Raw genomic sequence first — 11,991 nt, 5'->3', positions numbered from 1 at the left:
TATAAAAAAGGGCGTGGATTCGGTACAATCCCGCTCTTATCACCGCATTTTGACAAGCTCATAAAAGAAAACAGACCATGTTTGAAATTAATCCGGTAAAAAACCGCATTCAGGACCTCACGGAGCGCTCTGACGTTCTTAGGGGGTATCTTTGACTACGATGCCAAGAAAGAGCGTCTCGAAGAAGTAAACGCCGAGCTGGAACAGCCGGACGTCTGGAACGAACCTGAGCGCGCTCAGGCGCTGGGTAAAGAGCGTTCCTCCCTCGAAGCCATCGTAGATACGCTGGATCAAATGGCGCAGGGTCTGGAAGATGTTTCTGGGCTGCTGGAGCTGGCTGTCGAAGCCGACGACGAAGAAACCTTTAACGAAGCCGTGGCAGAGCTCGACGTGCTGGAAGAGAAGCTGGCGCAGCTGGAATTCCGTCGCATGTTCTCCGGCGAATACGATAGCGCTGACTGCTATCTCGATATTCAGGCAGGTTCTGGCGGTACCGAAGCGCAGGACTGGGCGAGCATGCTGATGCGCATGTACCTGCGCTGGGCGGAAGCGCGCGGTTTCAAAACCGAGATTATCGAAGAGTCCGAAGGTGAAGTGGCGGGTATCAAATCCGTCACCATCAAGATTATTGGCGATTACGCCTACGGCTGGCTGCGTACCGAGACCGGCGTTCACCGCCTGGTGCGTAAGAGCCCGTTCGATTCCGGCGGCCGCCGTCACACCTCCTTCAGCTCCGCGTTTGTCTACCCGGAAGTGGATGAAGATATTGATATCGACATCAACCCGGCGGACCTGCGTATCGACGTTTACCGCGCATCCGGCGCGGGTGGTCAGCACGTTAACCGTACGGAATCTGCGGTGCGTATTACCCACATTCCAACCGGGCTGGTAACACAGTGCCAGAACGACCGTTCCCAGCATAAGAACAAAGACCAGGCCATGAAGCAGATGAAAGCGAAGCTTTATGAGCTGGAGATGCAGAAGAAAAATGCTGAGAAGCAGGCGATGGAAGACAACAAGTCCGATATCGGCTGGGGCAGCCAGATCCGTTCTTACGTCCTTGATGACTCCCGCATCAAAGACCTGCGTACCGGGGTTGAAACCCGCAACACGCAGGCGGTGCTGGACGGCAGCCTGGACCAATTTATCGAAGCAAGTTTGAAAGCAGGGTTATGAGGAACCAACATGTCTGAACAACAAGCACAGGGCGCTGACGCGGTAGTCGATCTTAACAACGAACTGAAAACCCGCCGCGAGAAGCTGGCAGCGCTGCGCGAGCAGGGCGTGCCGTTCCCGAACGATTTTCGTCGTGACCATACCTCAGACCAACTGCACGCTGACTTCGACGGTAAAGAGAACGAAGAGCTGGAAGCGCTGAACGTTGAAGTGTCCGTGGCGGGCCGCATGATGACCCGTCGTATCATGGGTAAAGCGTCCTTCGTGACCTTACAGGACGTTGGCGGCCGCATTCAGCTGTACGTCTCCCGTGACGACCTGCCGGAAGGCATCTACAACGAGCAGTTCAAAAAGTGGGACCTGGGCGATATCCTGGGCGCGAAAGGTAAACTGTTCAAAACCAAGACCGGTGAACTGTCTATCCACTGCACCGAACTGCGTCTGCTGACCAAAGCCCTGCGCCCGCTGCCGGACAAGTTCCACGGTTTGCAGGATCAGGAAGCGCGCTATCGTCAGCGTTACCTGGATCTCATCTCTAACGATGAATCCCGTAAGACCTTCAAAATTCGCTCTCAGATCATGGCCGGTATTCGCCAGTTCATGGTTAACCGCGACTTTATGGAAGTAGAAACCCCGATGATGCAGGTGATCCCAGGCGGTGCCTCTGCCCGTCCGTTCATCACCCATCACAACGCCCTGGACCTGGACATGTACCTGCGTATCGCGCCGGAACTGTACCTTAAGCGTCTGGTGGTTGGCGGTTTCGATCGCGTGTTTGAGATCAACCGTAACTTCCGTAACGAAGGTATCTCCGTACGTCATAACCCAGAGTTCACCATGATGGAACTCTATATGGCGTATGCGGATTACAAAGATCTGATCGAGCTGACCGAATCCCTGTTCCGCACCCTGGCGCAGGACATTCTGGGCACCACCCAGGTGCCTTACGGTGAAGAGGTGTTCGACTTCGGCAAGCCGTTCGAAAAACTGACCATGCGCGAAGCGATCAAGAAATACCGTCCGGAAACCAACATGGCGGATCTGGATAACTTTGACTCTGCGAAAGCGATCGCTGAAAGCATCGGTATCAAGGTTGAGAAGAGCTGGGGCCTGGGTCGTATTGTGACCGAGATCTTCGAAGAAGTGGCCGAAGCGCACCTGATTCAGCCGACCTTCATCACCGAATACCCGGCGGAGGTGTCTCCCCTGGCGCGTCGTAATGACGAGAACCCGGAAATCACTGACCGCTTCGAATTCTTCATCGGGGGCCGCGAAATCGGTAACGGCTTTAGCGAGCTGAACGATGCAGAAGATCAGGCGCAGCGCTTCCAGGACCAGGTTAACGCGAAAGCGGCAGGCGACGACGAAGCGATGTTCTTCGACGAAGACTACGTGACCGCGCTGGAGCACGGCCTGCCGCCGACGGCTGGCCTGGGTATTGGTATCGACCGTATGGTGATGCTGTTCACCAACAGCCACACCATCCGCGACGTGATCCTGTTCCCGGCGATGCGTCCGGTGAAATAAGCCGTTAAGACGTAAAAAAAGCCCCGTGCGTTTATCGCCGGGGCTTTTTTATTGCGCCGCGAAGGCGCTGAGTTTTTCACGCGCGGTGTTCGCTTCCTGCACCATCCACGGGCTAAATGCCCACGGTGTGGCGTCCAGCGCGCGGAATAGCGCGTCCAGCTCGACCCACTGATACTCCATCACTTCTTCGTCATTGATTGCGAGGGTATTCGTGACGCGGGCGGCATAGACCGGGCAGATTTCGTTTTCAACGATCCCTGACGGGTCGGCTTCACGGTAGCGGAACTCCGGGGTAATGGGGGTGATGTCTGTGATTTCGGCGCCGACTTCAAAGCGGCAGCGGCGGATAATCGCCTGCTCTGTCGCTTCGTCGGCCTGTGGATGACCGCAAACAGAGTTGGTCCATACGCCGGGCCAGGCTTTTTTACTTAAGGCGCGACGGGTGATCAGACATTCTCCGTTAGCGTTAAACAGCCATGAAGAGAAGGCCAGGTGTAGCGGGGTGTGTGACGTGTGCGCGGCGTACTTCTCCTGAGTGCCAATCACCTTTCCCTGGTCATTTACCAAAATAACGTGTTCTTGAATACTCATTGATGCTCCAGTGCCAAAATGCTTAATGGTTCAGCACCATCAGCGGAATTATTATACTGCATTCTTATGCGAACGGTTTGGCCCACAGAGCGGAAAAGGGCATGACCCGCATCAGTTTGGGCTGCTATCATAGTGCGCCATTCACGCTGACCGAGGAGCTGTTTTGTTTGCAGGAAGCCTGACGAGAAACCCGATCATTGCCGTTTTCTGCCTGACGCTGACGCTACTTGTCACAGGATGCTCGGGGAGTAAATCTTCGGATATGGGCAGTTATTCCGGTGCAGTCTATACCGTTAAGCGCGGGGACACGCTCTACCGCATCTCACGCGCCACGGGAACCAGCGTGAAGGAGCTGGCGCGCCTGAATAATATCTCTCCACCGTATACTATTGAGGTAGGGCAGAAGCTCAAGGTTAACGGCGGTTCCTCCTCAGGGAAAAAGTCCTCAACGCGTAAAACAGCCAAAGTCACGCCATCCTATCAGGTGCCTAAATCATCCTGGCCGCCGGTCGGTCAGCGCTGCTGGATCTGGCCTGCAAGCGGAAAAGTGGTTGCGCCGTACTCGCTCTCGGAAGGTGGCAATAAAGGTATTGATATCGCTGCCGCACGCGGCACGCCGGTTTACGCTTCAGGGGCCGGGAAGGTGGTCTATGTCGGTAACCAGCTTCGTGGATACGGTAACCTGATCATGATTAAGCATGGTGAGGACTACATTACGGCGTATGCGCATAACGACACGATGCTGGTCAATAACGGTCAGAACGTGAAGGCGGGGCAGAAGATTGCGACCATGGGCAGTACCGGGACGGATACGGTGAAGCTGCACTTCCAGATCCGCTATAAGGCCACGGCCATCGATCCGCAGCGTTATCTTCCCGCGCAGGGCAGTAAGCCGAAGTGCTAAGTGATTATTTAATCGCCACTTAGTGGGGTAAAGGCTTGTATGAAGAGGCGTAAGGTCTATAATGCCTTACGCACCTCAAAGCGGGCGTAGTTCAATGGTAGAACGAGAGCTTCCCAAGCTCTATACGAGGGTTCGATTCCCTTCGCCCGCTCCAGAATCTCCCCAGGTGGAACCGTTCGAAAAACTCCGGTTCTTTCAGCATGTTACGCAGTAGTGCTTACTAACATGCTTAGGCGTTCTACCATAGTTCACTACTTTGAGACTTGTCACGAATGGTTACTCGGTGAAATGAGAGTGTAGCTAATCGTCGGCGGTGGTTTCAAGTTCTTACCGCGATAGTCCAACAATGAACGCAAAGCCTACACCAGGCAGCGACGGATCGCACTTCTCATAACCTTACAGTGAAGCGCATTTTTTGCCGATGCTCCCACATGCCACACGTCGAGATGACGTTGCAGGGAATAAACAGGTTTATGGTGGTGTTCGTACCTGCACACGAAATGCAGGCTCTGCCAGCGGTTCGGCCTCGCTCCTTCGGGTACATGGTCATCCTGATAAACTTCACTGTCTGACATACCCTGATGTTGTCGCCTAACGGCTCCGCGCGTTGTCTTACCACCAACGGGCTTATTGGCTGCTATTCCCTTAATTTAAGTATGGTACTATGTAGGGAAAATCTTAAAAGAAGGGTGGTTTATGGGCTGGTCTTCGTTGGTTAAGATAACCATTGGTACATTTCTATTAGCTGGGTTGTCGTTCTCTACATACGCGAAGAACTGCAAGAAAGGTATACCATGCGGTAATTCGTGCATTGCGGTTGGAAAAACGTGCAGGATTGGATCAAGCACCTCTTCTGCGTATAAAAATTATTCTTACTCTTACCCATCATCTTCTTTTCATAGTTCAACCCCTTACTCCTCTTCACATTCCCCATCAGCGAAGGTTGAGGGAAAAAACACAGCTTCAACTGCGAAAACCTATCTCTGTCAGTACGCTATTGCAGCAGTACAGAATGGTAGAATAGGTGCTTTACGTGTGCTGGGTAGTGCAGAGGTAACGTTGTATGTCGATAGCTTCAAAGCTAACCGTTTAAACGGTACATACCTGCTCTCACCAAAGCTGAAAACTAACGGTAAGTTGATGATGGCAGATGATAAAAGCAAAGTGTATGCCTATGATTCGTCGCTGATGAACTTTGCAATTAGTGACCGCATCGCAAGAAGCACTGAGCAATGGGATAATTGTAAACTGGTTCACAATTAATAAACTCAATTCGTGGGGATGGAATGAAAAAATTACTAATGGCTTTCGTGATTCTAACTTTACCTCTGCTCTCATTCGCTAAGGGTATTGGTTATGGAAATACTAAATGGGACATGAATCCGTCAGAAGTTGTTGCGGCTCAGGGCAATGGCGCACATTTGATCTCACCAGAGAAGTATAAGGATAATTTTGGGAAAGTGCGGATTGATAATGTATCGATCGGTAGCGGTCTTTATACTGTCACATTCCTTTTTAATAGCGCAGATCGTCTTGTACAAACGAATGTAGCCAGTAATGAGAAAAAAAATGAAGGTATCGCTGCGAGTCAATTTGGCACATTGAGTCAATTGTTAACTCAGAAGTATGGGAAACCTGAGTTTTCAGATTCAGATAAAGCAACCTGGAAACTTCCTGACACTACGGTTGAGTTAAGTAAGATGGTCATTTCTGGGATCATGGCCCAAACAGTTGTTCGTTACATTCCAAACAGTAGGGTGGCAAGCGATACTTCTAATCTTTAAGCCCTTACGCAACGAACGCACCTAATACCATAAATACAAAGGGGGCATCAGCCCCCTCGTATCATTCCTGTAAAGCCCGTAGCCACATCATAAGCAAATGAAGCTGGCTTCCTGTCATGGCAGGAATTCGGACGGTTTTACCGTTGCTTACGTTGCACAGCGCGAGCGCTAACGCCATAATGTGCTGATTCGGCATCTCTGACTCTCCGTTGGGATTGTTGAATACGGCGGGGGCTGTCTTCCGGCAAGTTGCCAGCCTTCGCCACTTCTTCATTTACAGCTTTTCTAAGATTGGTTGGTAACAGGTGACGCTGTATCGTCGTCCCTGCAAACTTCACTACCTGCGTATAAACGCACACCGTAGCCCCACACCATAGAAAGCTGGTGATCGGCTCTTCTTCCTTTTTCACTCTTCTGAATCCTCAGTGTTGAATGTCTTTGCATACGGGCATAGCGTTTTTCCGTTCTCTGTCTGTTCCTCCTGTGGATTGGTCATCGTAATTTGTCCAGCAGTTGCCAGGGCTGGCAATAGTGCCAGCGTCAGCAGTGAGAGCACAAGTAAGCGTTCCATGTTGATCACCATTCTAACGAAAACTCCTCTGTTAAATCGTCCTGCACATCCTGACCATACCCGATGTAATACATGGTTGAGCGCGGATCTGTCTGACCCAGGAAATGGGCGATTGTCTCTATAGCCACCCCATTTTCGAATAAAATTCGGCCACGGCTTTTACGTGGTGTATGGCAGCCCACGTTAGAGAATCCTGCTCTACGTCCCATCTTCCCAAATTCAGTGAATACCGTGTTACGAGTTACGGCGTTGCCTCTGCTACGTAATGTGGCTGCACTGAAAATGTAATCTGTAGCTACAGGCATCTTCGCTTGCTCTGCCTTGCGTTGCGCCACCACAGACAGCATCGCGGCTGTCACCTTTGGCCTTACTACGTTTCCCGTTTTCTCCTGCTTCACCTTGAGGTGAGATTGCCCCTCTACATCTTCAAACTTAAGTTTGAGGACGTCAGAGATACGCAAGCCCGATTCATACATAAACACCCACAAGCAATAAAACAGGTTGGTGGTGGTGTTGCGCTGTAGCTCTGCCGCCACTGCCTTAACTTCATCTGCACTCTTTAGCGCCTGGCTAATGCCTTTCATCTTTACCCTCCTCATGTTCGTTTCGTTGAAAACATCATTGATCATAAATTGATCATTTTCAAGATGTTGCACGATACGTTTGTTTATGAAGAGCACGAAATGATCAAAAGGTATGCGCGGTTGCTTGAGTTGCTTAACGGCGTGATCAAGGCCGCCCCAATTCTGCTGTCCGTCAGCACCGAATATCTGTAACTGATTGAAAAATAACAATAAATGTAATTTCATAAATGATTCATGAAACGGTGGTTATGTCAAGAAATTTATTTTCGATGACGGGGAGTTACCCCTGTTTGCACGGCGAAGTGATGGAAAAGTGTACTGATTGAATAAAATCAAATAGTTACAAAATACACTTTACTAAAGTGTATCGAAGCGGGGCGAAATTGCACGATAGATGATAATGATTCTCATCTGAATTGATTGCATTAAGAAACGATTAGAATGCTAACCAAATGACGGGTTTCAGCATGGAAAAAAAGCGAATTGTTACTTTATAACAATAAAATGAGAAACTCGTTCAACGAATCCGGCACGGGTGCAAAGTGGTTTTTCATGACAAACAGCGGCGTATCCCACGCTACACAACGGTTTAGCTAAGTGGGGCATTCTTACAATGAAAGTGAACAATCTACTTTGGCTTACATCTACTCCGATTCTTTACCTGTCATTTAAGATAGGTTTTGACGTTAATAATGTATGGTTTTGATAGGGATAACCTAATATTTTCCTCTGGCTGTTCTTAGGATTGTTGCATGTGCGATTCGTAGTGAGCAGGGCGACGATCTATCATTGGGTAAAGTAACGAAACAGTACTTTTGAACATACGGGAAAAACCCGACTATCGAAATTAGCGGGATGAAGCATACACGGGAAAAACCCGACTGTTCAGAACGGATACACGGGAAAAACCCGAGTATTCGGCAATGATACCAGGGAAAAACCCGTCCAATAGAAAGAGATTTTAGAAATCGATTCAAAAGAAAGAGATTTCTAAAAGATCTGTGTTTTGCGCTTGTCGCAAAGATCATTTGCCTGGCGTCTATCGCCGTCACTCAAGGGGAAATGTCCTGGTACGCCGTTTGGTGGCTTCCCGGACACCCCCGTTCCGCTCACGACGCAGCGATCAGCGCATCTGTCTGTGATTGTGCCAGGGCTTCGCCCTCGTGAAACGAGGCACAGAAGCTATGCGCCGTGTGCGCAATGTCTTTCGGCATAACTTCTGCCTGTCTTCCATGCTCCGCATTTCATCCATGCGAAGTTAGCCCACGGCTAAGGCTTCACCGTGCTACGGTTCATCCAGCCTCAATCCAATACCAACACCTACTATCCTGATAACTACCGTTATCCCTCTGTAGTTGTGCTATTGGTTTCGGTAAGTGCCAGAGGTGCGCCTAAATGCCGCCAGGCTTCACAGGAAGCCCGTAGAGCGATTTAAACAGGGTAGGGAATACAAAGGTAGCCTGAAAGCGTCAGAAGGTCGCAGAGAGCGTTACAGGAGTTTTTTGTTTGTGATCACAGGTGATCTGCTTGGGAATGAATCATATCACAAATTTACCTTGACTGATAGGATTGTTTTTTTGGTATAAAGCACGTAATGCACTTGACTTTTTCGAACTTGTTGAAATAACACTTGACAACAAGTGTGCTTTTAGTGTATTATTAAAAGTATGGTGATAATCATTATCATCTAATCCCCATCTAACAACATTCCATACGCATGAATTGCAGCCTCCACCAGGTTTTTGGTGCGGGGGCTTTTTTGCGTCTGGAGAAAACCAAACAGGAGCAAACAACATGCGTTACTTCAACGTTGACCAAATCTACGCAGATTTGATTACAGGCCGAACAACACGAACACTTGTCTACAGTTCACTTGTCCGGGCGCGTAAGAGTGAACAGCCCGATAGAGTGGAGATGTTCGAGGAAGCGATCCGACGCTTTGACGAATGGCGAGCAACGCCAAACTTCACACCAGTGGCCAGCTAACCCAGGAGGAAACCAGAATGATCGAGAAGAAAACCAAACTACCGCCGTCCACATCGTTAATGATCCCGGATGCCACATTCCAGATTCTGTACAAAGAAGCGAAGCGCCGAAAAATGAGCGTAAGCGCACTTCTTCTTGAAGAATGCCAAACTCTGGCGGTCAAATACTCGAAAGCTGGCGCGTAATAACCACGTTCCAGCATTAACAACAATCCACGAATGAGAAGCGGAGAAAGCCAAATGAAGAGCATTCGTAATTTACTGAGCATACACAGGAGCATACAACAATGGCAAAGAACAACTTTATCGACGGGAAAGTATACAAATACGCCTCAATCGAAGAAGCATTATTATCAGCAACCCGAATTACAAATCTCAAAACAGGCGAGTCAGTAAAGCTAATCGGTAACGCTAAACTCGCATATATGATCTTGCGAAAGAGATTCTATCACTTCACCAAACCGCCAAAAGATAAGAAATATTTTACGAAGGGCAAGCACTACGACACCATCGAAAGTATCGCTGCGGCAATCGGTGTTTCTGACGTTGGTACAGTGAGAAGTGCAATTGGCAGCCTGGAAGCCGCCGGACTGCTAACCAAAAAGAAATTTGGAAAAACTTATGAATGGTCAGTTGTCGATCTCACTCCAGAATTATTTCTTCTCGAACGTAACACCGGGACGGCAAAAAAGCCTGTCTGGGTGGATTGTCTAAAACATCCAGTGTTTGGCAACGCTAAAGAAGACGTAGCGCCAGAGGTGCAGGAAGAAAAGCAACAGTCTGTTCCAGAAGCCGATCCGATGTGCGAGTTTGACGATACGCCGGAAGAGGAAGCGCCAGCGCCGGAAAAAGTGAAGCCGACACCTAAGCCCACCAAGAAACCAGCGGCAAGGAAAGCACCTACCAAACAGCAAATCGTTTCCCCATTCGAGTTCAGAAAGCCACGAGATGAAACCAGAGATTGGTTTTATTTGCAACGTTACAACGATGCTGATCGGTTTACTGGATTCACTGAGTTTGATCTACCCTATCTGGCGATGTTCGACAGTCAGGGAACATTAACCAATGAATACGCCATTCAACACTTGAAAATGAAGCGTGACTCATACGCACGACAACAACAAACCTAAGAGGAACAATGACCAACCTTTATCTACTGAACGAAGATACAAAGTTTCAACTCGGATGCAACGAAGTATGCAGACGAATCTATAACCACCTTGCAAGCCTCCACCGCGAGAATGGAACATTCCGTTCCAGCGTCAAAACTCTGGCATCTGCCCTGGGATACTCGGAAAGCGGGATCAGATATTGGCTATCCCTTCTTCGCGATGCCAAAGTGATCGCTATCACCAGGCGCAGCAATCACTACGATTTTGACGTTAACCACAATGTTTCTTTCATCACTACAACCAACTGATGAACAACGCGAAAACTAAATAACAATCAATGGGAAACTTTTATGATCATCGCTATGTATTGGTTATTTGCATTTTACGCAGTATGGACATTAACGAGAAAACACGGAGTTTCCCCTCTACGAGGAATGAATGGGACGAAAAGAACGAAATCCAATTAAACGGATAGAACAAGCAACACGCGCCAGCAAACGTAAATACACCTCTTCTCTACAAGACCTCGCACGAGAGTCTATTCCAGGAGAATGGATCACCGAAATAATAGAATACCCTGCAACGGTGCCCGTAGGGGCTGAGTTTGAACTATTGCAGGATGTTTTAGCATCTTCGGATAACGTCTTCTATAAACCACGCCGCCGCCGTGAATACCGTGTTGATTCATCGAATCTTAAGAAGTGGCAGCTATACGCAGAAAACTATATTGACTGGGTGGGGTATTCCCAAACTAACGGCTTATCTCACCACATACAAGATTTTGACATTCTCTTTGACGACAAGGAAAACAATGAATAATAAAACTATGGACATCGTGAACATCGTGAACACCCTAATTAACTCTTTCCACGACATTTGGCATTTACCAGCCCTGCGGCTTGTTAATAAGGCGTGGCGTGAGAGAACGCCCTCCGCGCTTCTGGAAGCGATACAATACACTGAACAGGCAATTACCGCCCTTGAACACTGGAGCGCTGCTGTAGAGCACCTGGTGCAGATGAACGGGGATACCGTCACCGTGGATCAGGCGTGGCGCATTGCCAATGATATGGAGGAGCTTGCCCTCGCTATGGAACACATCACCGTTGAACTCGGAGAGCTTGCCATCCAGATCGCGGAAGAATGCGCATAACATAAAAGTTACGAAATGTCTTGACTTATTGTGCTATTTGTGTCATAATTAGAGTTATAGGGTAAGAATTCGAATCACTTCTCCCTCCTGAATGCCGTTTCCCATAGCGGCACTCTTTCCATCTGAATTTTCTCTCTGAAAGTGTTGGTTCTTTCTTCTTTGTCTTGTTTAGTTCCGAAGGAATGCGCGGGATGTAATGTCTCGTTGTGTTGGTATTGCATCGCAATCACCGCGCATCTCCGACTTTTTCAGAAAGAGCATTCGCTCTTTGCTCATTCATTCCGTTAGGATGAATGTAGTCAGACTGAATAAATGCCGTCAGTGGTCGTTACGTTCAGGCTGGCAATCTCTTATTACTATTCCAGTGGTGATATTGAGATTCCATTCCCACTTCTCGCCATGACAGAAGGGCTTCTGTTTTGAGGTGGGAGCAATGACGGGCGATCCTTCTTCTGTTATTCATAACAGTTGCGCCCTTCATTTTTTTAAAGAAACCATTCTTTAAGGAAGGTGCGAACAAGTTCCTGATATGAGATCATCATATTCATCCGGAGCGCATCCCAGAGGGACATCATGAGCCATCAACTCACCTTCGCCGATAGTG

At 48.8% G+C, this 11,991-nt stretch carries 14 protein-coding genes and 1 tRNA gene; 11 read left to right on the top strand and 4 right to left on the bottom strand.

Features of this window, described 5'->3' with window-relative positions:
• The first annotated feature begins 77 nt into the window (after positions 1 to 77).
• Positions 78 to 1,176, top strand: a protein-coding gene (prfB, locus tag ACNQ0W_RS15190; RefSeq protein WP_096147815.1) for a peptide chain release factor 2 whose coding sequence is annotated in 2 segments (ribosomal slippage) — positions 78 to 152 and positions 154 to 1,176 — 1,098 coding nt in all. Because the reading frame shifts where the segments join, the coding sequence is not laid out codon by codon here.
• Between the two features lie 9 nt (positions 1,177 to 1,185).
• The gene (gene lysS, locus ACNQ0W_RS15185; protein ID WP_003863452.1) at positions 1,186 to 2,703 is read left to right on the top strand and encodes a lysine--tRNA ligase; all 1,518 of its coding nucleotides are present in this window, start codon (positions 1,186 to 1,188) and stop codon (positions 2,701 to 2,703) included.
• Positions 2,704 to 2,751: 48 nt separating this feature from the next.
• On the opposite strand, the gene idi is transcribed toward lysS, so the two are convergent.
• Positions 2,752 to 3,294, bottom strand: a complete 543-nt coding sequence (gene idi / locus ACNQ0W_RS15180) for an isopentenyl-diphosphate Delta-isomerase (RefSeq protein WP_062933197.1) — start codon at positions 3,292 to 3,294, stop codon at positions 2,752 to 2,754.
• A 163-nt stretch (positions 3,295 to 3,457) separates the two neighbouring features.
• Here idi and actS point away from each other — a divergent pair, with 163 nt between their 5' ends.
• From actS to ACNQ0W_RS15160, 4 genes are all read left to right on the top strand, one after another.
• Positions 3,458 to 4,198 (top strand): amidase activator ActS, encoded by a 741-nt coding sequence (actS, locus tag ACNQ0W_RS15175; protein WP_062933196.1) that lies wholly within the window; start codon positions 3,458 to 3,460, stop codon positions 4,196 to 4,198.
• 80 nt (positions 4,199 to 4,278) lie between these two features.
• Positions 4,279 to 4,352 (top strand) — tRNA-Gly (locus ACNQ0W_RS15170).
• Between the two features lie 542 nt (positions 4,353 to 4,894).
• Positions 4,895 to 5,461 carry a hypothetical protein gene (locus tag ACNQ0W_RS15165; RefSeq protein ID WP_080396957.1) on the top strand — a complete coding sequence of 189 codons (567 nt, stop codon included), beginning with the start codon at positions 4,895 to 4,897 and terminating at the stop codon, positions 5,459 to 5,461.
• Positions 5,462 to 5,484: 23 nt separating this feature from the next.
• Positions 5,485 to 5,982 (top strand): hypothetical protein, encoded by a 498-nt coding sequence (locus ACNQ0W_RS15160; RefSeq protein WP_057059866.1) that lies wholly within the window; start codon positions 5,485 to 5,487, stop codon positions 5,980 to 5,982.
• A 137-nt stretch (positions 5,983 to 6,119) separates the two neighbouring features.
• Here ACNQ0W_RS15160 and ACNQ0W_RS15155 read toward each other — a convergent pair whose 3' ends face one another.
• From ACNQ0W_RS15155 to ACNQ0W_RS15145, 3 genes are read right to left on the bottom strand one after another with little or no spacing between them, the layout of a single operon-like run.
• Positions 6,120 to 6,392: a hypothetical protein gene (locus ACNQ0W_RS15155; RefSeq protein ID WP_154819299.1), complete on the bottom strand. Its 273-nt coding sequence runs from the start codon at positions 6,390 to 6,392 to the stop codon at positions 6,120 to 6,122.
• Positions 6,389 to 6,553, bottom strand: coding sequence for a hypothetical protein (locus tag ACNQ0W_RS15150; protein ID WP_162270935.1), 165 nt, complete (start codon positions 6,551 to 6,553; stop codon positions 6,389 to 6,391). The genes ACNQ0W_RS15155 and ACNQ0W_RS15150 overlap by 4 nt, the downstream gene beginning before the upstream one ends.
• A 5-nt stretch (positions 6,554 to 6,558) precedes the next feature.
• Positions 6,559 to 7,137, bottom strand: a complete 579-nt coding sequence (locus ACNQ0W_RS15145) for a tyrosine-type recombinase/integrase (RefSeq protein WP_057059868.1) — start codon at positions 7,135 to 7,137, stop codon at positions 6,559 to 6,561.
• A 1,794-nt stretch (positions 7,138 to 8,931) separates the two neighbouring features.
• On the opposite strand from ACNQ0W_RS15145, the gene ACNQ0W_RS15140 reads away from it, so the two are divergent.
• The 5 genes from ACNQ0W_RS15140 (at position 8,932) to ACNQ0W_RS15120 (ending at position 11,387) form a co-directional block, all read left to right on the top strand.
• The gene (locus ACNQ0W_RS15140) at positions 8,932 to 9,123 is read left to right on the top strand and encodes a hypothetical protein (RefSeq protein WP_072200349.1); all 192 of its coding nucleotides are present in this window, start codon (positions 8,932 to 8,934) and stop codon (positions 9,121 to 9,123) included.
• 17 nt (positions 9,124 to 9,140) lie between these two features.
• Positions 9,141 to 9,308 carry a hypothetical protein gene (locus ACNQ0W_RS15135; RefSeq protein WP_162875872.1) on the top strand — a complete coding sequence of 56 codons (168 nt, stop codon included), beginning with the start codon at positions 9,141 to 9,143 and terminating at the stop codon, positions 9,306 to 9,308.
• 101 nt (positions 9,309 to 9,409) lie between these two features.
• Positions 9,410 to 10,252 (top strand): DUF6945 domain-containing protein, encoded by an 843-nt coding sequence (locus ACNQ0W_RS15130; protein ID WP_057059864.1) that lies wholly within the window; start codon positions 9,410 to 9,412, stop codon positions 10,250 to 10,252.
• A 420-nt stretch (positions 10,253 to 10,672) separates the two neighbouring features.
• The gene (locus tag ACNQ0W_RS15125) at positions 10,673 to 11,053 is read left to right on the top strand and encodes a hypothetical protein (RefSeq protein ID WP_057059862.1); all 381 of its coding nucleotides are present in this window, start codon (positions 10,673 to 10,675) and stop codon (positions 11,051 to 11,053) included.
• Entirely contained in the window at positions 11,046 to 11,387 is a 342-nt protein-coding gene (locus tag ACNQ0W_RS15120; protein ID WP_057059861.1) for a hypothetical protein, read from the top strand. The genes ACNQ0W_RS15125 and ACNQ0W_RS15120 overlap by 8 nt, the downstream gene beginning before the upstream one ends.
• The last annotated feature ends 604 nt before the right edge of the window (positions 11,388 to 11,991 follow it).

It is taken from the genome of Enterobacter cloacae complex sp. 6730903, assembly GCF_048283985.1.
GTDB classification, from domain to species: Bacteria; Pseudomonadota; Gammaproteobacteria; order Enterobacterales; family Enterobacteriaceae; genus Enterobacter; species Enterobacter hormaechei_C.
This window is presented reverse-complemented; position numbering and strand designations above follow the sequence as displayed.